This is a genomic window from Streptomyces sp. NPDC054813, from assembly GCF_053611365.1.
The window spans coordinates 18,219-39,983 of the sequence record NZ_JBSHAF010000006.1; the positions used below are offsets into that span (position 1 = coordinate 18,219).

The window sequence follows — 21,765 nt, forward strand, 5'->3', positions numbered from 1 at the left end:
TCAAGGTCCGAGCAGAAAGGCTGTGGAGGCGAGGAATGCTCGCCTCCACAGCCAACAGAGCTCAGTCAGGCAACCGAGAGCGGCGCCACTCGTGGCTGCCTAGACTCGTCGAGTTTCGACCGGGAGGCTCAGCAGTTCGGGTTGTAGTAGTACGACACCGAGCCGTTCAGCCCCGCCGAGGCGAGGGACCACTTCCCCTTCGCGGTGCAGCCGCTGCCGAATACCGTGCCGCCCGTCTTCACCGAAGACGCGTGCTGGTTGTTCGGGTGCTTGTAGTTCGACCACGCCGTGTTGGCGCCATGGTCGTAGCTCCACGTGCCACCGCCCACATCGACAGTGGTGGCCAAGGCCGGCGTGGCCGCGGCCATGATGATGGCAGTGGCCGCCAGCGCAGCCTTTACCCCGTTGCGCATGCTCAAGACTGACTCCTCGTCATCCTGTTTTGGTCGGAACAGGGACAGATCTTGAACGAAAAATATGACCGCGAGCAACCGAATATTCGAGTAACCCAGATCACAGTGGTAAATCAGCAGTGGCATGCATCAGGCGGGGTGCGCGATTTCTGGCCAACTCACCCGGACGACGCGCGTGCCGGGGAGAGGCATGAAACGCGCGAGTAGACGGAAAATACCGTTTCCGCGTTGCACTAATTATCGCCAAATTCAGGGGATAGTTTTCAGCCATGACCTCCGGGACGTGGCGGTCTTTTTCATGTACATGTACTGTCGTCGGGTTACGGGGAGGCGCAGACAATGTCCCCTGCCTTGCCGGCCAGTCTGGAATGCGCGCTTTTCTCGGGGTGCTCCCGCGCGAACGGACAGCCGGTCCGGCGGGTCCTCAGTCATGTCGACGAACCGCTGACTTCAGTTCGCACCGCTACCGAGGGCCCGACCACCTTCATGACTCCCCACCTGACCGCCGGCCGCCGATCCCTGCCCGTCTGGCTGATTCCCCTGCTGTGGACCCTGGCCCTGGGTGTGTGGGGACTGTCCCGGCAGCACAGCCTGTGGCGGGACGAGGCGGCGACCTGGCAGGTGGCCGAGCGGCCCACCCCCGAGATCTGGCACATGCTGGGGCAGGTCGACGCCGTACACGGGCTCTACTACCTGCTGATGCACGGACTCTTCGAATGCTTCGGGCCCGGCACCACGACGCTGCGGCTGCCCTCCGTGCTCGCCATGGCGGTGGCCGCGGCCTGCGTGACCGTCATCGGCCGGCGACTGGCCGGGACCTGTGCGGGCCTGGGGGCGGGGCTGTCACTCGGCCTGCTTCCGGCAGTGCAGTTCTATCTCCAGGAGGGGCGCCCGTACGCACTGGTCACGGCCGGAGCCGCGATCTCGACACTGCTGCTGGTGACCGTGCTCGAGGGCCATGGCAGAACAGCGCAGTGGGCGGCCTACGCCGGCGCCGTCCTGCTGTGCGGATTGCTGAACTGGCTGGCGCTGATGATTCTGCCCGCGCACGCGGCGACCCTGATCTGGACATGGGCCCGGCGCGAGGTGTGGACCCGATGGACGGCGGCCTCGGCGGCGGCCGTGGCGGGCGTGCTGCCCCTGATCCTCTTCACCCGGAGCCAGTCCGAACAGGTTTCCTGGATACCGCCGCTGACCTGGCACATGATGATCGGCCCGGCGGTCCTCCTGGCGATCGGTGGCCTCGGCGCACTGCTGGACCGGCCGCAGGCGGGCCGGCTGTCGTCGGCAGCCGTGGGGCTGCCGCTGCTTGCGGTGCCGCAACTCATCCTGATCGGCCTCTCCCTGGTCCAGCCGCTGTTCCTGGACCGGTACGTCCTGTTCAGCCAGCTGGGTCTGGCGCTGCTGATCGGGGCAGCGCTGGGCACGGCGGTACGGGCGGCCACGCCGCGCTTCCCGAAGGCATCGCCATGGATCCTCCCCGTGGTGATCGCCGTGGCGACGGCGGCGCTGCTCCCTCAGTCACTGGCCAAGCGCTCCCCGGCCAGCCGGGTGGACGACGTCTTCGCCGTGGCGACGGACGTACAGCGACTCAAGAAGCCCGGAGACGCGGTGCTCTTCGTACCGGCGGCGCGACGCGACACCAAGCTGGTCTCCCCTCGCGCCTTCACCGGTCTGCGGGACATAGCCCTGACCGAGAGTCCGGAGAGGTCCGGGACGCTGAAGGGCGTGGAGGCCGGCCCGGCCCGGATCCGGACCGTGATGCTGGCCCAGCGACGGATCCTGCTGGTGACGGACGAGGCGGAGGTCGCGACGCCGGTGTCGGCGCAGCGGGACCAGACGAAGATCTCAGTGCTGAAGAGGTACTTCACGCCGGTGGCGGACGAGCAGGTCCGCGGTCGCAGGGTGACGGTGTACCTGCGCATCGGGAGCCCGTGACCGGGTCCAGGCGGGATGTTCGGGAGATGACATCCCCGTCCGCCCACGCAATCGGCCCCGGACATGAGGTCCGGGACCGAACAGTTCGGCCGAACAGTCCCTGTCTCAGTCACTCCGTCAGGGTGCGCCGGAGACAGGGACTGCCCTTCAACGCGCCCGGCCCAGGAAGTCGACGACCAGGTCTGTCGTCGCCTGCGGCTGCTCTTCCGTGATCCAGTGCCCGCAATCGGGGATGACCGCATCTTCGACGTTGTCGGCGACACACCGCAGCACCTCGCCGATCCCAGGGCCGAAGGTGGCTTCGCCACCGAAGGCCAGGACCGGCATCCGCAGCTTGCCCTGCGCCAGGAACGCCCTGTTGTCGGCCGCGTCCTGGGCGAAAGCCAGGAACTGGGCAAAGCTCGCCCGCATTGCGCCGGGTTGCGCGTAGAGCGCCGCATAATGCTGGCGCTTCGCTTCGTCGAACCGCTTCGGGACCACGGAAAGCTCGTTCCAGAAGCGGTCGAGGTAGATGCGCTCGCGGCCGGCGACCAGGCGCTCCATGTCGTGACCACCGAAGCCGAAGTGCCACATGGCCGGATCCCGTGTGATCTGGTCCCAGGGTCCGATGCCGGGCAGCGGCGCATCGATCGCCACCCATCGGCTCACGCGCTCGGGGTGGGTGGCGGCAACCGCGAAGCCGACCATGATGCCGATGTCGTGCGTCACCAGTTCGACCGTACGCACACCCAGGGCGTCCAGGACGCCCCACACGTCCGCCGCCTGGTTCTTCTTGTCGTAGCCGCCGTCAGGCTTCGACGAGAGGCCCAGCCCGCGCAGGTCGGGCGCGATGACCGTGTGGTCCTCGATGAGTGCGTTCGCCAGGTGACCCCACATGTCGCCCGTTGTGCCGAAGCCGTGCAGCATGACGACCGCGGGACCATGCCCGCCGACGCGTACGTGGATCTCGGCGCCGTTGGTTTCGATCTGACGCGACCGCATACCGGCCGGGAAGGGGTGGATGCCGTCCTGACGACTGTTGTCGTTCATCGCTGTACTCCGTGTTTGAAGAGAACATGGCTCCACCGGCGAGGACGGCCGGAGGGATACAGCTGCGTGGGCGTGACAGCCCCACCCGGACCGCAGGACTCCCTGGCTGGAGGCACTCCCGCGGCACCTCCGTGAGGAACCGGAACCAGAAGCAGCCGCCCATCCGCGCCACACCACCGAAGCTAGCCGACCGGTCCACTACCTTCCACCCGCGAGCCGACGGCCATTTCCACCGGGCAGGCCGCTGACCTGTGCTGGAAGGAAGGGGCTATCAGCGGAGAGGAAGCTCGTCGGAGATCTCGCCCCGCCCGGACCGCGAAGTGGTCCCATGGGTGCCTGGAGAGGGGACTGTCCGTCAGGCCGGGTTCGGGGCCTTGGAGGTGGACGGGGTGTGGGGGGTCTTCTGCCGATTCCGAAGGGCCACCAGTGTGGCGAGGCCGGCCGCCGCCGCTCGGGCGAGCATCGCGGCGCGGTCGCCGACCGCCATGCTGCTGTGGCCCGTTCGGTCCACCGCGTCGGCGATGGCGGGAAGCAGCGCCGCTCCCAGCGCGGCGCCCAGCTGGCGGCTCATGTTGACCACGCCGCCCACCAGACCCTGGTCGCGATCGGCTACGCCGGTGCTGGCGGTCACCATGCTTCCGAACGCCGTACCGGCGGTACCGAACCCGACCAGGACCACTGCCGCGAGCGGCGCACGGTAGCCGCCGCCCATCGGGAGCTGAGCCAGGATCAGGAAGCCGGCGGTGGCGGCCAGGGCGGTCAGCACCAGGACACGCTGGATCCCTACACGTCGCGCCAGCCGGGCGCCCAGCAACCCGGTCGCCAGGCCGACGATGCCCTGCGGGGCGACCACCAGGCCGGCCACCAGCGGGGACATGTGCAGGACTTCCTGGAGGTACACGGAGAGCACCAGCATCTCCCCGCCGTTCCACAGGCCGAGCAGCATCATCAGGGTGCCGGCACTGCGCAGCCCCCGGGTGCGCAGCAGCGCGAGCCGCACGAGCGGATCGGCATGCCGTTGCTCGACGGCGAAGAACGCCACGGTCGCCAGGGCCGACAGCCCGAGCGGAACCAGCACGCCGGCGGATCCCACGCCGGTGATCCCGGCCTGGGAGACCGCGAAGACCAGCGCGGCGACGGCTCCTGTGATGAGCGTCGCGCCGACGGTGTCCAGGTGCCGCCCGGCCCGGCGCAGCCTCGACTCGTGCAGGAGACGGGGGGCCAGCAGCAGGGCGGCCAGCCCCACCGGAACGTTCACCAGGAAGACCGAGCGCCAGCTGAAGAACTCCACCAGGACACCGCCGAGCACCTGTCCGGCGACGAAGCCGACCGACGCCGTCGCCCCGTAGAGGCCCAACGCGCGGGTGCGCCGGGGGCCTTCGGGGAAGCCCGTGGTGATCAGAGAGAGCGCGGCGGGCGCGACCATCGCGGCGCCACAGCCCTGCACCGTGCGGGACACGATCAGGAGCAGCGGATCGTGCGCGAGCCCGCCGGACAGCGACGCGGCGGTGAAGACGCCGATCCCGGCCATGAACAGGCGCCGCCGCCCGTAGAGATCCCCGGCGCGGCCGCCGAGGATCAGCAGCCCGCCGAAGGTGATCGCGTAGGCCGTGACCACCCACTGCACGGAGGTGGCCGAGATGCCGAGCTCGTGCTGGATGGACGACAGCGCGACGTTCACGATGCTGAAGTCGAGCACCACCATGAAGGACGCGACGAGGATCAGCGCGAGTCCCAGCCGTTGGTGCCCGGAGGCAGGGGTGGGGGCCGGCGTGCCTGCCGTCGGGCCCGGGTCCCCGGGAGTCCGTGTCAGGCCGTTCTCCGGGCCACTTCGGGTGGCCGGCCCAGCTGCTGCGGTCATCACCGGGGTCCTCTCTTGTGGGTCCCAGCGCGGCCCTTGCTCAGGGACCGCGCAGGGCTGGTGCAGGGCTGGTCAGGCGGCGGTGTACACCGCGGCCAGATCGTCGTCGGCGTGCCTTGCCGCGGCGGCCCGCCAGCGGGGCAGCAGCGCCTGGGTGAGCGCGAGTTCGGTACCGCTGGCCTGCGCGGCCTGCACCGCCAGCTCGGCGTCCTTGAGCGCATGCTTGAGCGCGAACGCGGGGGTGAAGTCACCGGTCAGCATGGTGGTGGCCTTCTGCATGGCGTACGGCGACCCGAGCGGCGTCGACTGCAGCAGGTCCACGATCGCAGTCGGGTCCAGACCGAGCCGGCGGGCGAAGGAGAGAGACTCCGCGGTGGTCTCGGCGAGGTCGACGAGCCAGTTGTTGAGCACCAGCTTGGCGCTGGTGCCGGCGCCGGCCGGGCCCAGCCAGACGGCGGCCCTGCCGAGCGCGCCGAACACCGGGGCGAGGACCTTCCGCATCCGGTCCGGGCCACTGGCCAGGACGATGAGCTGCCCGGCCCGGGCCGGGCCCTCGCTACCGGAGACCGGGGCGTCCACGAACGTCACCCCGTGGCGGGTGGCGGTGCGGTCGAGCCGGGCCGTCCAGTCGGCTCCGACGGTCGCCATCTGCACCCAGACCAGCCCGGGTGCATCGGCCAGGAATCCGTCGGGCCCGGTGGTCGCCTGTTCGGTGGCGGGACCGTCGGCCAGCATGGTGACGAGGATCCCCGCGCCCCGGACGGCCGCCGCCGGGCTGGGCGCCACGACGGTGCCCACGCCGGTGAGGAGTGCGGCGCGGTCGGCGGTCCGGTTCCACACCCGTACGTCGAAACCGGCGCGGGCCAGGTTGGCGGCCATCGGGCCGCCCATCCGCCCCGTGCCCACGAACGCGATCGGCGGGGTCGCCCACGTACGTCCGCCATCCACACGCCCGTCGTCCACAGGCCCCGTCGACCACGCACCCCGTCGTCCACGCCGACTGCGCGCGGCCACCACGCATGGCGGCCATGACGGCCCTACCGGCCTCACCGGCACCGCGCTGCGACTCGCCGTCGACCCGTCAGTGGGTTCGGCCGCTGTGACGCTCCTGGTTCTGGCGGGTCAGGATGTGGGCGATCAGGTCGCGGGCCGCGCCGCTGGGTGGGGTGGCGGCGCCGTCCCAGACGGCGCGCAGGGTTCGGCGCAGGTCGAGTTCCGGTGTCTGTACCGCGACGAGCCGGCCGCTGGCCAGGTCGTCGGCGACGGCGAGTTCGCTGATGACCGCGGGTGCGGCACCGGCCAGCGCGGCCGAGCGGATCGCCGCGGTGGTGGACAGCGACAGTGCCGCGGGGGCCTGCGGGGCACCGGGGCCGAGTACGGCGCTCAGCGCGGCGGCGAAGGTGTCCCGGGTACCGGAGCCGCTCTCCCGGCTCACCAGCGGGGTGCCGGCCAGCTCGGCGGCGCTGACGGGCCGAGGGCCTGCCCAAGGGTGACCTGGAGCGACGACAACCGTGAGCCGGTCGTGGCCGACGGCCCTGCCGTGCAGCCCGGCGGGCTCGTGCGGGCCCTCGGTGAAGCCGATGTCGGCGATGCCCTCGGTGACATGGGTGACGACCATGGCGGTGTTGGCGTAGGTCAGGAAGATCTCCGGGGCGTGCCTGCCCTGCGGGGTCTCCGCGCGGAAGGACGCCAGCCAGCCGGGCAGGAGCATCTCGGAGATGGTCGAGCTGGCGCTGACCCGGAGCCGGGCCCGCTGGCCGGCCCGCAGTGCCGTGATCCCGGCGTCCATTTCGGCCGCGACGTCCAGCAGCCGGGCGGCCCACTCCGCGATCATGACGCCTTCGACGGTCAGACTGGACCCGCGTGGAGTCCGGTGCACGAGGGTGACCCCGGTCTGTGCCTCCATCGCACGGATCCGCGCCGATACGGCCTGCTGACTCACCCCGGCCTTGCGGGCGACGCTGTTCAGGCTGCCTTCCCGGGCTACACCGAGCAGCAGTTCCAGGGCGGCCAGGTCGGGGACATGCGTGCTGAGCATCGTCCCGGCGTTCAGATGCTCAGTGCGATCGCGGCACCGATGCCGCCCAGACCGAGCGCGACGGCGGCAGCGGCCCAGCCGCCCGAGCGCCAGGGGAAGAACCGGTCGACGGACAGCCGACCCGGGCCGATGGCGGCGAGGGCGAGGGCGACGATGCAGATGGAGACGCTGTACTCGACTCCGCCGTTCTGGCTCCACAGGCCGTGGGCACCGCTCACGGTCGCCATGGCGTTGATCATCACGCCGATGATGGCGGCGGCCGCCAGCGGAGTGAACAGTCCGACAGCCAGACCGAGACCCCCGGCGAGTTCGGAGAGACCTCCGATCACGGCGAACACCTTGCCCGGGTGGTAACCGAGGGCGTCGAAGCCTCTGCCGGTGGCCGCCAGGCCCGGCCCCCCGAAGATGCCGAACAGCTTCTGCGCACCGTGGCCGGCCATCAGCAGTCCGAAGGTCAGCCTGATCAGCAGCAGCCCGCACTCACCGGCGGTCAGCCGGGGACCCGCGCCGGCGGCGGGCGTCCCGCCCGGCGGGCCCGAGGCGACCCTGGCCGGATCGGCGGGCCTGCGGACCTCCGCGACGGGGCCCGCGGGGGCGCGTGCCTGGGTCAGTGACAGGACATGAGTTCTACCGAAGGGGTGGAGATGCAGAGCACGCATGACGATGCCTTCACAGGTGGGAACGAGCCGGTTTGCCCGCTGCGTGGCGGACTCTCCCCTTCACCCAGCATTGCGCCATTACCTCAGCACATCCACCAATATGTTGAAATATGCATTATTTCGCTCGTTGATAACGGGCATGGCCTGACTCGGCGACTCTTGGGCGCGGTGCGCGACGGGGTCGGGGCGGCGTCGGAGAAGCGCGCGGTGACGGGTCGCCAGAGAAGCCGAGGCGCGCGTCCGACGCGGCGCCGCGACATCTGACGGGGGTGGTTTCACGCGGAGCGCTTGCGCGGTGAGACCGTCTTCTTGGCCGTCGACTTCTCGGCCGCCGACTTCTTCGCCGTCGTCTTCTTCGCCGTCGTCTTCTTCGCCGTCGACTTCTCGGCCGCCGTCTTCCGGGCCGACGTCTTCGCGGCCGTCGGCTTCTTCGCCGCCGTCTTCTTCGCCGCCGCCCTCGGCCTCTTGCTCGGCATCGGCGTGACCTCCGCCTCCTCACCCCGCGCCTCCTCGCCCCTCGACTCCTTCGCCGCGCGGACGCTCTTCTCCAGGGCCGCCATCAGGTCCAGGACCTTGCCGCCCTTGGCCGGTTCGGGGGTCTCCGGTGGGGCCTCGCCGGCCGCCTTCGCGGCGATGACCTCCTCCAGGGCCGTCCGGTACTCGTCGTGCAGATCCTCCAGGTCGACCTCGCCGAGGGTGTCCATCAGGGCGTCGGCGAGGTCGAGTTCCTTGTCGCGGACGCTGACGTCGACGTCGGGGGCGACGCCCTCCGGGGCGCGGACCTCGTCCGGCCAGAGCAGACCGTGCATGGCGATGGCGTCGCCGACCACGCGGAGCATGCCGAGGCGTTCCCGGCCGCGCAGCGCGTATTTCGCGATGGCCACCTTGTGGCTGCGTTTCAGGGCCTCACGCAGGAGGGTGTACGGCTTCGCCGCCGGGGCGCCGCTCGCCGCCAGGTAGTACGCCGCGTCCATCTGGAGCGGGTCGATCCGGTCGGCCGGGACGAAGGCCACGATCTCGATGGTGCGGGCGGTGGGGATGGGCAGGTGGGACAGGTCGTCGTCGGTGATCGGGATGATCGAGCCGTCGGCGTCCTCGTACCCCTTGCCGATCTCCGACTGGGTGACCTCGCGGTCCTCCAGCTCGCAGAACTTGCGGTAGCGGATCCGGCCGTTGTCCTCGGTGTGGACCTGACGGAAGGAGATCGAGTGGCTCTCCGTGGCGTTCACCAGCTTGATCGGGATGCTGACGAGCCCGAAGGAGATCGCGCCGTTCCATATGGATCGCACCTGGGGCTTCCTTCCGTCCGGACATCCATCGCCTGCATGAGAATTTTGTATGAGATTGTCATCGTATGACGCCGATCACAGAGGTGGACGGACGGAAGGTCGCGCTCAGCAATCTGGAGAAGGTGCTGTATCCCGCGACCGGGTTCACCAAGGGCGAGCTGCTGCACTACTACGCGACGACCGCCGAGGTCCTGCTGCCGCATCTGCGCGACCGGCCGGTGTCCTTCCTGCGCTATCCGGACGGGCCGGACGGCCAGGTGTTCTTCACCAAGAACGTGCCGCCGGGTACGCCCGAGTGGGTCACCACCGCCGAGGTGCGCCGGTCGGAGGGCTTGGCCCGGATGGTGCTGGTGCAGGACCTGGCGAGCCTGATGTGGGCGGCGAACCTGGTCACCGAGTTCCATACGCACCAGTGGCTGGTGCGGACGCCGGAGGAGGCCGACCGGATCGTCTTCGACCTGGACCCCGGGGCTCCGGCGACGGTGGTGGAGTGCTGCGAGGTCGCGCTGTGGCTGCGGGAGCGGCTGGCCGCGGACGGGATCGAGGCGTACGCCAAGACGGCCGGGTCGAAGGGGCTGCATCTGCTGGCGGGGGTGCGGGGGGCGTCCAGCGAGCGGGTGAGCGAGTACGCGAAGGGGCTGGCCGTGGCGGCGGAGCGGGCGATGCCGCGGCTGGTGGTACACCGGATGACGCGGAGTCTGCGGCCGGGGAAGGTGTTCGTGGACTGGAGTCAGAACGCGGGGCGGAAGACCACGGCGACCCCGTACACGGCGCGGGCGCGGCGGGAGCCGATGGTGTCCGCACCGGTGACCTGGGAGGAGATCACCGAGTGCCGGCGGGCGGAGGAGCTGGAGTTCCGGGCCGGGGATGTCGCGGGGCGGGTCCAGGAGTACGGGGACCTGCTGGCGCCGCTGCTGGAACCGGAGCGGGCGGCGACGCTGCCGTGAGCGGGACCGGGGGCCGACGCGGCGCCGCTGCCGTGCGGGGACCGGGGGCCGGGGGCGGGGGGCCGAGCGGTCAGACCCTTCCCCACGTGTTGCGGTCCCGCGCCATCGCGTGCAGTGCCTCGACGTCCGCCGGCTTGAGGACTCCGCCCAGGCGGGACAGGCCCTCCAGCTCCCGGTCGCGGAGGACGCGCACCTCACGGGGCGGGGCCGTCAGCGTGACGTCCGCCGGGTCGGTCAGCGCCAGGACCGGGTGCACCTCGGCCGTCAGGGCGTAGGAGGCCCGGTCGGCGTCCGCGCGCAGGCGGCGCAGCAGCGGCCGGGACTCGCGGCGGCCCAGGGAGACCATCGGGTCGGCGACCAGGACCTTCTGCTTGCGGGCATAGAGCGCGTGCACGCAGAAGAGGCCGCCGGGCCCGATCACCAGATGGTGGAGGCGGTCGCCGCCGGGCAGCGGGACGGAGTGCAGGGCGTGCCAGCCCGCGCCGTCCAGCCGGTCCAGGGCGTCGCCGACGGTCTGCTCGGCGGTCAGGGCGCGGCGGCGCGGGTCGGGGCGCAGGCGGTGGGCCGGACCGGGGTCCCGGTCGAGAGCGATCAGCAGCGCCTCGCCGGGGCGGTTGGGCGCGAGGTCGTCGTCGGGGTGCAGGGTCAGCCGGGCGAGTTCGGCGGGCGTGGGTACCGGTGGCGGGCCGACCGTGACCGAACCGGTCAGGAACGGCCGCAGGGTTTCGAGCACGTCGTCCCGGCGTTCCTCGCTGAGGAGATTGACCCGGCCCGCCTCACGGTCGTACCAGGCGATGTTCCGTCCGTCCGTGAGGCAGACGTACAGCCGTTCCTGGCCGTGGCGCCAGGTCGGCACGACGCGCAGTCCGCTCATTGCGACATCACCCCTCGACCATGGGAACAGGCGGGGTGCTCCGCGGGCAAGAACCCCGCTACCTTTGACAGGGGTTGACGGACAGGGTTGGACGGACAGGGGTTGGCGCGCGCAGCGGGGAGGCGCCGGTGCGGATCCGTGGAGAGCAGTACGACGTTCCGGCTCCGGACAGCCCGTGGAGCGAGGTGCTGCCCGGGCTGTGGATGGGCGGCCACGAGTTCCGGGGGCGTGCGGGGCAGCTGGAGTCCGTTGTCGTACGGGACGAGTTCGATCTGGTGCAGAGTCTGCTGCGGCTGCCCGGGCACGGCCCGGACACCGGGGTCGAGCATCAGGTGTGGCCGATTCCCGACGGACCACTGGACGGTACCCAGCTGGCGGGGGTGATCCGGCTCGCCCGTGCGGCCAGTGAGGCCCTGGACGCCGGGCGGTCGGTGCTGGTGCGCTGCTACAGCGGGTACAACCGGTCGGGGCTGGTGGTCGCCCAGGCGCTGGTGCACCGAGGGGGTACGGCCGAGGAGGCGATACGGCTGGTGCGGGCCCGGCGCTCGCCCTGGGCGCTGCACAACGAGCTGTTCGTCGCCTATCTGCGGGCCGGTCTGACCACCGCCCGGCTGCTCGAGGAACTCGCCGAGTAGCCTCTCCCGTGCTCTCCCCCCTGCACCGGCCACCCCCGGGCACAAAAAGGACTTCCCTACAAATCTGCGAATAAGGTGTACGGGGCCCCGAGACCCACACCTCCCCGAACCGCCCAGGAGCAGCGTGCCGACCCGTCGTCCCCTCCGTACCGCCCTCGCCGCCACCGCCGTCGCCCTGCTGGCGACGGCGGTGGCCGGCTGTGGCGACTCCGGCGGGCTCCAGGAGGCCGGAGCCACCCCGACCGCGGTCAGCCCCGTGAAGCTCTGGCCCGACCTGCGGCCGGCGTCCAGCCCGGCCTGGCCGTACGACGAGGGCAGCGCGCAGACCGTCAAGGGCGTCACGGTCCCCGGCGACGACCTCCGCAGGGTCGATCCGGTGGCCGTCGTACGGGCGGAGATCGCCTCGGACTCGGCGGACTACGGGTCCAAGGGCGCGTACCACGAGACCACGAACCGGATGAAGGAGTGCGCGGCCGGGGGCGGCGGTGCGCGGTGTCCGCTGCTCAAGCCGTACTACCGGGATCTGACCGGGGACGGGCGGGACGAGCTGACGCTCGGCTTCCGGCTGTATCCGACCAACCAGACCGCGCTGCGCGTGTACACCGTCGAGAACCACCGGCTGGTGCAGGTCCTGGAGGACGACGACGCGATCATCGGGGTCGAGCTGGCCGGGCGGGCGGTCATCGTGCGGTCGCCGGCCGGGATCACCGGGTACGAGTACCGGACGACCTGGGCGTGGGACCCGGAACAGAAGGCGATGGTGTTCTCCCGGGACGAGTTCCTGCGTACCGGCAAGGCTCGGCACAGCCGCACGCCGGCGCCCTCCGCCCCCACCGCTCCCCCGGCTTCGGCCTCCGCCGCTCCCCCGGTTTCGGCCTCCTCCTCTGCGAGTGCGCGATGAGGCTTCCCCGCTGGGCCGGGACGCTCGCGGCGAAGTCGGCAGCGTTCATCACGGTGATGTGCTGTGCGCTGGCCGCGCTGCTCGGCGTGCTCGTGCATGTGTCGGTCACCGACCAGACCGTCGCACAGGCCCGGGACCAGGCACTGTCCCGGCTGGCGGACGCGACGACCGCGTACGAGGCGGGCGACGCGCTGCTGCCGGGCTCCGCGATCGATCCGGCGGGGCTGCCGCCGCGGCTGCGGGTGCTGGCGGCGGCCGGGGAGCGCGGCACGATGGTCTCCAGGGCGGACGGTCGCCCCACGATGTGGGCGGCGGGGCCTGCCGACCACGGCCGGGCGCTCGCGGTGGCCGTCGACTACTCCCAGCAGGCCCGTACGATCGCCGGCCTCGACCGCTCCATCCTCTGGTCGTCGGCCCTCGCCATCGGGGCGACGCTGCTGGTCGGCGCGTTCGCGGTGACCCGGGTGACCCGGCGGCTGCACGGCACCGCGCAGGTGGCCCGGCGGATCAGCGCCGGGGACCTGGACGCGCGGGTGCACGACCCCCGGACGAAGGATCCGACCCGGCCGCAGGACGAGGTGGCCGCGGTCGCCGCGGCGCTGGACCGCATGGCCGCGTCGCTGCAGAGCAAGCTGCTGAGCGAGCAGCGGTTCACCGCCGACGTGGCGCATGAGCTGCGGACGCCGCTGACCGGGCTGCACGCGGCAGCGGAACTGCTGCCTCCGGGACGGCCGACGGAACTGGTGCAGGACCGGGTCGCCGCGCTGCGCACGCTCACCGAGGACCTGCTGGAGATCTCCCGCCTGGACACCGGCCGGGAGCGGCTCGAGACCGACGCGGAGGCGCTGGGCGCACTGGCCGAGCGGGTGGTGCGGGCGTCCGGGACGGAGACCGAGGTGAAGGTCGTACGGGACGTGTGGGTGGAGACGGACCGGCGGCGGCTGGAACGGGTGCTGGGGAACCTGGTCGCCAACGCGCACCGCCACGGACGGGCGCCGGTGGTGCTGACGGTGGAGGGCAAGGAGGTCACCGTCCGGGATCACGGGGACGGGTTTCCCGAGTACTTGGTGGCCCACGGGCCCCAGCGGTTCCGGACGGAGGGCGGGACCAAGGGGCACGGGCTGGGGCTGACGATCGCGGCGGGGCAGGCGGAGGTGCTGGGCGCGCGGCTGTCGTTCGGGAACGCGATCGATGGCGGGGCCGTGGCGGTTCTGACGCTCCCTTAGGGGTGGCGAGGGTGCGATCGCAACTGCGGGTGCGTCGTGGCTTGTCGCGCAGTTCCCCGCGCCCCTTCAGGTGGGACCAGTACACCTGCCTCAGGGGCGCGGCGGGGCCCACCCAAAGCGACCCCGGGCCTCACGCCACGCTGGCGCAAGCCAACAAAGCACGCAACTAGGACTATGTGGGTAAGTTCCGGACATGACCAAGGCCGGAACCACCCTCACGGCGTCCGCGGCCCCGGCCGCCCCCGAACGTCTCCCCCGGCGCCGTGGCATCGAACTCGCCCTGATCGTGCTGGCCGTCCTGCTCTCCGTGTACGGCTACTGCGCGGTCGGCCTGGCCCGGACCGGCACCGTCCCGCCCGGTGCCGCCGGTTACGGCGCCGGCCTCGGCGTCCTCGCGCTCGTCGCCCATCTCGCCGTACGCTTCCGCGCGCCGTACGCCGACCCGCTGCCGCTGCCGATCGGCGTGCTCCTCAACGGACTCGGCCTGGTCCTGATCTACCGGCTGGACCTGCAGACCCCCGGCGACCGGGCGGCCCCCGCCCAACTCGTCTGGTCCACCCTGGGCGTCGGCCTGTTCATCATGGTCGTGCTGATGCTGCGCGACCACCGTCTCCTACAGCGCTACTCCTACGTCTGTGTCGCCGCCGCGCTCGTCCTGCTGCTGCTCCCGATCTTCTTCCCGGCCGTCAACGGCGCCCGGATCTGGATCCGGATCGCCGGATTCTCCATCCAGCCCAGCGAGTTCGCGAAGGTGCTGCTCGCGGTGTTCTTCGCCGCGTACCTGGCCGCCAACCGCAACGCCCTCGCCTACGCCGGCCGCCGGCTGTGGTTCATGCAGTTCCCGACCGGGCGGGTGCTCGGGCCGATCGTCACCATCTGGCTGGTGAGCGTCGGAGTCCTGATCCTCGAACGCGACCTGGGCACGTCGCTGCTCTTCTTCGGCCTCTTCGTCGTCATGCTCTACGTCGCCACCGGGCGCACCGGCTGGATCGCCGTGGGCCTGCTGCTCGCGGTGCTCGGCGCGGTCGCCGTCGGCCATCTGGAACCGCATGTCCACGGCCGGATCGAGGACTGGCTGGACCCCTTCGCCTCGATCGACGCCGGGCAGGGACCGAACCAACTCGCCCAGTCCCTCTTCGCGTTCGCCGCCGGCGGGGTCCTCGGCACCGGACTCGGCCTGGGCCACTCGATCCTGATCGGCTTCGCCACCAAGTCGGACTTCATCCTGGCCACCGCGGGCGAGGAGCTCGGCCTGACCGGACTGTCCGCGATCTTCATCCTCTACGGCCTGCTCGTCGAGCGCGGCTACCGGGCCGGCCTCGCCCTGCGCGAGCCCTTCGGCCGGCTGCTCGCGGTCGGGCTGGCCTCGATCGTCGCGCTCCAGGTGTTCGTCATCGCGGGCGGGGTGACCGGGCTGATCCCGCTGACCGGCATGGCGATGCCGTTCCTCGCCCAGGGCGGCTCCTCGGTGGTCACCAACTGGGCGATCGTGGCCCTGCTGATCCGGGTGAGCGACTCGGCCCGCCGCCACTACGACGGACAGGTGGCCCCATGAGCCGCCACGACCGCCAGGGCGCCGGCCTGGCCCGGTACATCCGACGGGCCCGCGCCTTCTGCGCCCTGCTGCTCTTCGCCCTGCTCGTCAACGCGGCCCGCGTCCAGGTGGTCCGGGCCCATGCCTACGACGACAACCCCGCCAACCGCCGCGCCAGCATCGCCCGTTACGGCCTGCCGCGCGGCGACATCCTGGTCGGCGGCGAGCCGGTCACCGGCTCCCGGGACAGCAGGGAGCAGCTCCGCTACGAACGCACGTACCCGCAGGGCCCGTTGTACGCCCCGGTCACCGGCTTCGCCTCCCAGCTGTACGGCACCACGTTCCTGGAGCACGCCGAGGACGCGCTGCTCTCCGGCACCGACCCGATGCTGACGCCGTTCCCGCTGTGGAACGACACCAGCCGGTCGCAGAACCCGGGCGGGAACGTCGTCACCACCCTGGACCGGTACGCCCAGGAGGCCGCCTTCCGGGGACTGGGCACCCGCAAGGGCGCGGTGGCTGCGATCGAGCCGTCGACCGGCCGGATCCTCGCCCTGGTCTCCACCCCGTCGTACGACCCCTCCGAGCTGTCCGGCAACGGCGAACCGGTGTCCTCGGCCTGGGCCCGTCTCAACGGCGACCCGGAGAAGCCGATGCTCAACCGCGCGGTACGGCAGACGTATCCGCCGGGGTCGACCTTCAAGGTCGTGACGGCGGCCGCCGCCCTTGACGCGGGCGTGGTCACCGACCTGGACGCGCCGACCGACTCCCCCGACCCCTTCCGGCTGCCGGGCACCACGACCCGGCTGACCAACGAGGGGGACGGCTGCGCGAACGCCTCGCTGCGGGCCGCCTTCGAGTGGTCCTGCAACACGGTCTTCGCCAAGCTGGGCGTGGACGTGGGGGTCGCGAACATGACGGCGACGGCCCAGGCGTTCGGCTTCAACGACAGACACCTGCGCATCCCCTTCTCCGCCGTGCCGAGCACCTTCGACACGAGCGTGGACAAGGCGCAGCTGGCACTGTCGTCGATCGGGCAGTACAACACCCGCGCCACCCCGCTGCAGATGGCGATGGTCGCGGCGGCGGTGGCCAACGGCGGGATGGCCCGGCCGCCGTATCTGGTGGAGCGGACCGTGCGGCGGACCGGCGAGACGGTCGGCACGGGCGGCGCCGGGCCGGTCCGGCAGGTGATGAGCCCCTCCACGGCCGTCCTGATGAAGGAGCTGATGACGGACGTGGTCCAGGAGGGCACCGGCTCCAACGCCGCGATCCGCGGCGCCACGGTCGGCGGCAAGACCGGCACCGCGCAGCACGGCATCGGCAACTCCGGCGTGCCGTACGCCTGGTTCGTGTCCTGGGCGCAGGCGGACAACGACCTGGAGCCGAAGGTCGCGGTGGCCGTGGTGGTGGAGGACGCGGCGGCCCACCGGGGCGACATCAGCGGGGGCGGGGACGCGGCGCCGATCGCCAGGGCGGTGATGCGGGCGGTGCTGGGGCTCTGAACCGGGGGCGGGTGGACGGGACCGACTGAACTGGGCCGGCCGAACCGGGCCGGCTGGACGGGGTCGGGGTAGACGCGGAGTCAACAAGTCGCGCGCGGGGGATTGACCGTCTTGCTGACAAGCGGTCTCATAAGATCCGACGGCAACATACCCCCGGGTAACGAGGTGAGGGAGCCATGACGACCCTGACGGAAGCGGACGCGGTCGACGGACTGCGCGACGCGCTCGGCCTGCTCAAGGACCGCGAGCAGGTGGCCGAACGGCTGCTCGTCTCCTCCGCGAAGCACTCCTTCGACCCGGACAAGGAGCTGGACTGGGACGCGCCCTTCGAGGACGGCAAGTGGTTCTGGCCGCCGGAGCTGGTGTCGCTCTACGGCACCCCGATGTGGAAGCGGATGTCCGAGGAACAGCGGATCCTGCTCTCCCAGCACGAGGCCGCGGCCCTCGCCTCGCTCGGCATCTGGTTCGAGCTGATCCTGATGCAGCTGCTGGTGCGGCACATCTACGACAAGGCGGCGACGAGTGCGCATGTGCGCTACGCGCTGACCGAGATCGAGGACGAGTGCCGGCACTCGAAGATGTTCGCCCGCCTGATAGCCCGCGGTGACGCGCCCTGGTACCCGGTGAGCCGGGCCCACCTCAACCTGGGCCGCCTGTTCAAGACGATCTCGACCACGCCCGGTTCCTTCACGGCCACGCTGCTCGGCGAGGAGGTCCTGGACTGGATGCAGCGGCTGACGTTCCCCGACGAGCGGGTGCAGACACTGGTCCGTGGGGTCACGCGCATCCACGTGGTCGAGGAGGCCCGGCACGTCCGGTACGCCCGCGAGGAGCTGCGCCGCCAGATGATGACGGCACCTCGCTGGTCCCAGGAGTTCACCCGGGTCACCTCCGGCGAGTTCGCACGGGTGTTCTCGGTGGCCTTCGTCAACCCCGAGGTCTACACGAACGTGGGCCTGGACCGGCGGGAGGCGGTGGCCCAGGTACGGGCGAGCGGCCACCGGCGGGAGGTCATGCAGAACGGCGCGAAGAAACTGACGGACTTCCTGGACGACATCGGTGTTCTCCGAGGCGCCGGGCGGCGGCTGTGGAAGAGCTCGGGGCTGCTGGCCTGAGCCCCCCGCGCGTTCTCAGGTAGGAGTAGGAGCCGTCGGTTGTGGCGTGCCGAAGCTCTCGTCCGGGCCCTCTGTCGCCGTCTTCGGGATCGTCGGGGGTGTGTAGCGGCCCAGGGGCCGGGATCTCGGGTCCGGGCGTACCGCGCCCAGGATGGGGTTGGCCGCGATCGGGGAGACCTTGATCTTCGCACCGGGGCGGGGTGCCTGGACCACCTTGCCGTCGCCCAGGTAGAGGGCCACGTGAGTGGCCTCGGGGAAGTAGACGACCAGGTCACCCGGGCGCAGCTGGTTCAGCGGGACATGGGGCAGGTCGGCCCACTGCTGCTGGCTGGTGCGGGGGATGGGGGTGCCGGCGTGACCCCAGGCCTGCGAGGTCAGACCCGAGCAGTCGTACGACGTCGGGCCCTGCGCGCCCCACTGGTACGGCTTCCCCAGTTGCCGTACCGCGTAGCGCACCGCGCGGTCGCCCTCCTGGGACGGGGGCGGTGTGGTGGCGCTGAGGGCACCGGACGTGGTGAGTGCGCGCTGCGCGTCGGCCGTGCTGGTCCGCTCCAGGTCGGCCAGGGCGGTCAGCTGGGCGGGGGTGAGGGAGGCCAGCACGCGCTCCACCTCGGACAGCCGGCCCTGGACCTCGTCGCGCAGCTTCTTCTGGCTGTCGGCGAGGGCGAGTCGGGTGTCCAGCGCCTTGCGGGCCTTGCGGGCCAGATCGGTCTGCCGCTTCTCGTCGTCCGCGAGACGTCCCACCGTCTCGGCCCGCTCGCGCGCCAACTGCCCGATGACATGGCCCTCGTCGAGCGCGTGCTGCGGGTCACGGGCCAGGAGCAGCCGCACGTACGGGGAGATCCCGGTGACGCTCTGGTACTGCTGCCGGGCCAGCCGGCCCGCCTCGGCCCTGCTGGAGTGCAGGGAGAGCCGGGACCTGGCCAGCTCGCCGTCCAGCCGGTCCACCTCGGCGCGCTGCCGCTCGAGCCGTTCCTCGGTCGCGTTGTAGGTCTCGGTGGCCTGTTCCGCCTGCCGATACCGCTGCTGAAGGTCGGTCAGCAGCTCGGCCACCGGCCGCTCGGGGCCGGGCGCGGGGGGCGCGGCGACCGCGGGCACGGGCGCGAGGACGGCCTGGGCCGCCACCGCGGCCGTACAGGCCAGGCGCAGGAACCTTCCTGACACGTCATCACCTCCGATGCGGGACGGCCTCTCCGTTCCGCATCGTGATAATCAGACATGCAGGTTTGATCCGCGCAACGATTGTGGGCTTATCGGCCCAGCCCTTTCACCCGTCCGTGTCATCCGGCTTGCGGAGCGACGTGGTGTCCGGTGCGGGGGCCTGGTCCGGGACCGGATCCGGCTTCGACCACGGCCACTTCGGACCTCCGCCGCCGCCCTTGCCCGTGGGGTCGTACTCGTACTTCCAGCCCTGGGTCAGGCCCAGGCGCTTGCTCTGTCCGCGGGGGACGCGCCGGTAGACCAGGACGGTGGGCGGGCCGCCGGCCGGGTCCGGGACCGGGATGCGGTACGTCTTCGGGGGGTGGCCGGTCATACCGAGCAGCACCGGGAGCACGCGCCCGTCCATGGGGCCGCCCTCGAAGGGAGTGTCCTGACTCTTCACGGCACCAGTTTCAGCCATCCGCCGCGAGGGCGTCGACGAGGGCGGCCGTCTGCGGGTCGCGGCGCGCGGTGACGCTCAGTACGGCGACGAACTGGTCCACCAGCCAGTCCCGCAGCTCCTCGACGGGCGGCTGTTTGTCCTCGTCGAGCCAGATGAGGGAAGCCGCCTCGACGGCGGTGATCCACATGCGGACGGTCATCCGCAGCCGGGGCCCGGGGTCGGCGATGTCGAGGTGGCTGAGAATGTGCCGCGCGGCGGCCCGTCGTACGCCGTCCACGGTCGCCGTCGTCCGTGAGGTCTCGACCACGCTGCCGCCCTGGAGCAGGGCGCTGAAGCCGGCATCGTGCTGGTCGACGAAGGCGAGATAGCGGTCGAGGGCACGGGAGAGGCGGGGCAGCAGGGGGCCCTCGCGGGGTTCGTCGAAGCAGTGCTCCAGCTCCTCGGCGGCCGACCTGAGGGCGGCCTCGTAGAGCTGCTGCTTGCCGCCCGGGAAGTACCGGTACACCAGGGGGCGGGAGACCCCGGCCGCCTCCGCCACGTCATCGAGGGAGACGTCCTCGGGGACGCGGTGCGCGAAGAGGGAGAGGGCCGCTTCGAGGAGCTGGCTGCGCCGCTCCTCGACGGACAGCCTGCGGTAGGCGGGGGTGGCGGCCTGCGGGGTCATGGGTGCAGCGTATGCGCTCCGCCGGGGGCGCCGCGATGGGCGTCGTGCCGCGACGGGCCGCCGTGCCGCGACGGGCCGCCGCGCCGCGACGGGCCGCCGATCGGGTGCGGCGCCGTCATGGCCGGTCGCGCCCACGCGGCAGAGCCGGATGTCGAATACAGCCTCGCGCCCCTTCAGGTGGGACCAGTGCACCTACCTAAGGGGCGCGGGGAACTGCGCGACCAGCCACCACGCACCCGCGGCCGGAAACCGGCCGGATCAGGCGGCGCCGGCCACCGAGGCCAGGTAGGCCTCCGTCTTCTCGGGCTCGTAGAAGAAGTTCTCGAAGTCCGAGGGGTCGTTGAAGGCGTTGGCGAAGCGGTCGGCGGCCGGCTGGAGCTGGCCGGCCGCGCCGATCAGGTTGAGGACGTGCTCCGGCGGCGGGGCGAGCATCGCGTTCGTCCACTTGGTGACGTGCTGGGCGGTGTCCCAGTAGCGGTCGAAGGTCTGCAGCATCCAGGTCTCGTCGAACTCCTTCTCGCCGTGTTCCAGGATCGAGGCGAGATAGGCGGCGGCGCACTTGGCGGCCGAGTTGGAGCCCTGCCCGGTGATCGGGTCGTTGGCGACGACGACGTCCGCGACGCCCAGGACCAGGCCGCCGCCGGGGAGGCGGCCGATGGGGTTGCGGACGGTGGGTGCGTAGCGGCCGGCCAGTGTGCCGCCCGCGTCGGTCAGTTCGACCTTGGTGGCCCGCGCGTACTCCCAGGGCGTGTACCGCTCCATGAGTTCCAGGGTCAGGGAGAGGTGCTCCGCCGGGTCCTTGACGCCGTTGAAGACGTCCAGCGGGCCGCCGGGTATGCCCTCCCAGAAGAGGATGTCGGCCGGTCCCGAAGTGGTCAGGGTCGGCATGACGAAGAGTTCGCCGACGCCGGGGACCAGGTTGCAGCGGACCGCGTAGAAGTCCGGGTGCTCGGGGCGGGGGCCGAGGCCGTGGACGTAGGCGACGGCGAGGGCACGCTGCGGCTCGGTGTAGGGGGACCGCTCCGCGTCCCGGCCGAACATCTGGACCAGCTCGCCCTTGCCCGCCGAGACCAGCACCAGGTCGTAGGCGCGGGCGAAGTAGTCGAGGTCGCCGACCGCCGCGCCGTGGATGACCAGCTGGCCACCGCGCTGCGCGAAGGTCTCCATCCAGCCGGCCATCTTCACCCGCTGGTCGACCGACTGCGCGTACCCGTCGAGCCTGCCCACCCAGTCGATCGCGCGGGCCGCGGGGCCCTCGCCCCAGGAGCCGGGGGCGGCGACCGAGACGCCGAGTCCTTCGATCTTCGGGGCCTGGGACTCCCAGAAGTTCAGCTGGAGATCGCGCTCGTGCTGCAGTGCCGTGTGGAACATGCACTGCGTCGACATGACCCGGCCGGAGCGGATCTCGTCCGCGGTCCGGTTCGACATCAGGGTGACCTCGTAGCCGTGCGACTGGAGGCCGAGGGCGAGCTGGAGACCGGACTGGCCGGCCCCCACGACGAGTATCTTCCGCATGCGGGTGGTGGCTCCTAAC

The 21,765-nt window shown here is 71.5% G+C and carries 20 protein-coding genes; 8 read left to right on the forward strand and 12 right to left on the reverse strand.

Annotated elements, in window-relative coordinates:
- Positions 1–128: 128 nt before the first annotated feature.
- Entirely contained in the window at positions 129–413 is a 285-nt protein-coding gene (locus tag ACWGJB_RS13350) for a lactococcin 972 family bacteriocin (RefSeq protein ID WP_450755179.1), read from the reverse strand.
- Positions 414–899: 486 nt separating this feature from the next.
- On the opposite strand from ACWGJB_RS13350, the gene ACWGJB_RS13355 reads away from it, so the two are divergent.
- Positions 900–2,351 (forward strand): glycosyltransferase family 39 protein, encoded by a 1,452-nt coding sequence (locus ACWGJB_RS13355; protein WP_453380305.1) that lies wholly within the window; start codon positions 900–902, stop codon positions 2,349–2,351.
- Between the two features lie 147 nt (positions 2,352–2,498).
- Here the strand turns inward: ACWGJB_RS13355 and ACWGJB_RS13360 are convergent, their stop codons facing one another.
- The 6 genes from ACWGJB_RS13360 to ku form a co-directional block, all read right to left on the reverse strand.
- The gene (locus ACWGJB_RS13360; protein ID WP_453380306.1) at positions 2,499–3,380 is read right to left on the reverse strand and encodes an alpha/beta fold hydrolase; all 882 of its coding nucleotides are present in this window, start codon (positions 3,378–3,380) and stop codon (positions 2,499–2,501) included.
- 355 nt (positions 3,381–3,735) lie between these two features.
- Positions 3,736–5,241 carry an MFS transporter gene (locus tag ACWGJB_RS13365; RefSeq protein WP_453380307.1) on the reverse strand — a complete coding sequence of 502 codons (1,506 nt, stop codon included), beginning with the start codon at positions 5,239–5,241 and terminating at the stop codon, positions 3,736–3,738.
- A gap of 72 nt (positions 5,242–5,313) precedes the next feature.
- Positions 5,314–6,189, reverse strand: coding sequence for an NAD(P)-dependent oxidoreductase (locus ACWGJB_RS13370; RefSeq protein ID WP_453380308.1), 876 nt, complete (start codon positions 6,187–6,189; stop codon positions 5,314–5,316).
- Positions 6,190–6,322: 133 nt separating this feature from the next.
- Positions 6,323–7,279, reverse strand: coding sequence for a LysR family transcriptional regulator (locus ACWGJB_RS13375; RefSeq protein WP_453380309.1), 957 nt, complete (start codon positions 7,277–7,279; stop codon positions 6,323–6,325).
- Positions 7,280–7,290: 11 nt separating this feature from the next.
- Positions 7,291–7,773 carry a DoxX family protein gene (locus ACWGJB_RS13380; protein ID WP_453380650.1) on the reverse strand — a complete coding sequence of 161 codons (483 nt, stop codon included), beginning with the start codon at positions 7,771–7,773 and terminating at the stop codon, positions 7,291–7,293.
- Between the two features lie 440 nt (positions 7,774–8,213).
- Complete coding sequence (gene ku / locus ACWGJB_RS13385) at positions 8,214–9,227, reverse strand: non-homologous end joining protein Ku (protein ID WP_453380310.1); 1,014 nt, start codon at positions 9,225–9,227, stop codon at positions 8,214–8,216.
- Between the two features lie 65 nt (positions 9,228–9,292).
- Here ku and ligD point away from each other — a divergent pair, with 65 nt between their 5' ends.
- Complete coding sequence (gene ligD / locus ACWGJB_RS13390; RefSeq protein ID WP_453380311.1) at positions 9,293–10,174, forward strand: non-homologous end-joining DNA ligase; 882 nt, start codon at positions 9,293–9,295, stop codon at positions 10,172–10,174.
- Between the two features lie 70 nt (positions 10,175–10,244).
- On the opposite strand, the gene ACWGJB_RS13395 is transcribed toward ligD, so the two are convergent.
- Positions 10,245–11,048, reverse strand: coding sequence for a nuclease-related domain-containing protein (locus ACWGJB_RS13395; RefSeq protein WP_453380312.1), 804 nt, complete (start codon positions 11,046–11,048; stop codon positions 10,245–10,247).
- Positions 11,049–11,176: 128 nt separating this feature from the next.
- Between ACWGJB_RS13395 and ACWGJB_RS13400 the strand changes: the two genes are divergently transcribed.
- The 6 genes from ACWGJB_RS13400 (at position 11,177) to ACWGJB_RS13425 (ending at position 17,964) form a co-directional block, all read left to right on the forward strand.
- A complete protein-coding gene (locus ACWGJB_RS13400) occupies positions 11,177–11,683 on the forward strand; it encodes a protein-tyrosine phosphatase family protein (RefSeq protein WP_453380313.1) in 507 nt (168 codons plus the stop codon).
- Positions 11,684–11,807: 124 nt separating this feature from the next.
- Entirely contained in the window at positions 11,808–12,584 is a 777-nt protein-coding gene (locus tag ACWGJB_RS13405) for a hypothetical protein (RefSeq protein ID WP_453380314.1), read from the forward strand.
- Complete coding sequence (locus ACWGJB_RS13410) at positions 12,581–13,810, forward strand: ATP-binding protein (RefSeq protein ID WP_453380315.1); 1,230 nt, start codon at positions 12,581–12,583, stop codon at positions 13,808–13,810. Before ACWGJB_RS13405 ends, ACWGJB_RS13410 begins: the two co-directional genes overlap by 4 nt.
- 193 nt (positions 13,811–14,003) lie before the next feature.
- A complete protein-coding gene (locus tag ACWGJB_RS13415; protein WP_453380316.1) occupies positions 14,004–15,365 on the forward strand; it encodes an FtsW/RodA/SpoVE family cell cycle protein in 1,362 nt (453 codons plus the stop codon).
- Positions 15,362–16,849 carry a penicillin-binding transpeptidase domain-containing protein gene (locus ACWGJB_RS13420; protein ID WP_453380317.1) on the forward strand — a complete coding sequence of 496 codons (1,488 nt, stop codon included), beginning with the start codon at positions 15,362–15,364 and terminating at the stop codon, positions 16,847–16,849. The genes ACWGJB_RS13415 and ACWGJB_RS13420 overlap by 4 nt, the downstream gene beginning before the upstream one ends.
- Positions 16,850–17,025: 176 nt before the next feature.
- A complete protein-coding gene (locus ACWGJB_RS13425; RefSeq protein ID WP_453380318.1) occupies positions 17,026–17,964 on the forward strand; it encodes an AurF N-oxygenase family protein in 939 nt (312 codons plus the stop codon).
- A gap of 15 nt (positions 17,965–17,979) precedes the next feature.
- On the opposite strand, the gene ACWGJB_RS13430 is transcribed toward ACWGJB_RS13425, so the two are convergent.
- From ACWGJB_RS13430 to ACWGJB_RS13445, 4 genes are all read right to left on the reverse strand, one after another.
- On the reverse strand, positions 17,980–19,128 hold the full coding sequence (locus tag ACWGJB_RS13430) for an NlpC/P60 family protein (protein WP_453380319.1): 1,149 nt from the start codon (positions 19,126–19,128) through the stop codon (positions 17,980–17,982).
- A gap of 103 nt (positions 19,129–19,231) precedes the next feature.
- Positions 19,232–19,567 carry a hypothetical protein gene (locus tag ACWGJB_RS13435; RefSeq protein ID WP_453380320.1) on the reverse strand — a complete coding sequence of 112 codons (336 nt, stop codon included), beginning with the start codon at positions 19,565–19,567 and terminating at the stop codon, positions 19,232–19,234.
- Positions 19,568–19,577: 10 nt separating this feature from the next.
- Positions 19,578–20,231 carry a TetR/AcrR family transcriptional regulator gene (locus ACWGJB_RS13440; RefSeq protein WP_360477145.1) on the reverse strand — a complete coding sequence of 218 codons (654 nt, stop codon included), beginning with the start codon at positions 20,229–20,231 and terminating at the stop codon, positions 19,578–19,580.
- A gap of 258 nt (positions 20,232–20,489) precedes the next feature.
- On the reverse strand, positions 20,490–21,746 hold the full coding sequence (locus tag ACWGJB_RS13445) for a styrene monooxygenase/indole monooxygenase family protein (protein WP_453380321.1): 1,257 nt from the start codon (positions 21,744–21,746) through the stop codon (positions 20,490–20,492).
- Positions 21,747–21,765 lie beyond the last annotated feature (19 nt).

Coding starts and splice junctions, on each gene's coding strand:
- ligD (WP_453380311.1), top strand. CDS start 9,293: ATGACGCCGATCACAGAGGTGGACGGACGGAAGGTCGCGCTCAGCAAT.
- ACWGJB_RS13375 (WP_453380309.1), bottom strand. CDS start 7,279: ATGCTCAGCACGCATGTCCCCGACCTGGCCGCCCTGGAACTGCTGCTC.
- ACWGJB_RS13420 (WP_453380317.1), top strand. CDS start 15,362: ATGAGCCGCCACGACCGCCAGGGCGCCGGCCTGGCCCGGTACATCCGA.
- ACWGJB_RS13440 (WP_360477145.1), bottom strand. CDS start 20,231: ATGACCCCGCAGGCCGCCACCCCCGCCTACCGCAGGCTGTCCGTCGAG.
- ACWGJB_RS13415 (WP_453380316.1), top strand. CDS start 14,004: ATGACCAAGGCCGGAACCACCCTCACGGCGTCCGCGGCCCCGGCCGCC.
- ACWGJB_RS13350 (WP_450755179.1), bottom strand. CDS start 413: ATGCGCAACGGGGTAAAGGCTGCGCTGGCGGCCACTGCCATCATCATG.
- ACWGJB_RS13425 (WP_453380318.1), top strand. CDS start 17,026: ATGACGACCCTGACGGAAGCGGACGCGGTCGACGGACTGCGCGACGCG.
- ACWGJB_RS13410 (WP_453380315.1), top strand. CDS start 12,581: ATGAGGCTTCCCCGCTGGGCCGGGACGCTCGCGGCGAAGTCGGCAGCG.
- ACWGJB_RS13395 (WP_453380312.1), bottom strand. CDS start 11,048: ATGAGCGGACTGCGCGTCGTGCCGACCTGGCGCCACGGCCAGGAACGG.
- ACWGJB_RS13365 (WP_453380307.1), bottom strand. CDS start 5,241: ATGACCGCAGCAGCTGGGCCGGCCACCCGAAGTGGCCCGGAGAACGGC.
- ACWGJB_RS13355 (WP_453380305.1), top strand. CDS start 900: ATGACTCCCCACCTGACCGCCGGCCGCCGATCCCTGCCCGTCTGGCTG.
- ACWGJB_RS13360 (WP_453380306.1), bottom strand. CDS start 3,380: ATGAACGACAACAGTCGTCAGGACGGCATCCACCCCTTCCCGGCCGGT.
- ACWGJB_RS13445 (WP_453380321.1), bottom strand. CDS start 21,746: ATGCGGAAGATACTCGTCGTGGGGGCCGGCCAGTCCGGTCTCCAGCTC.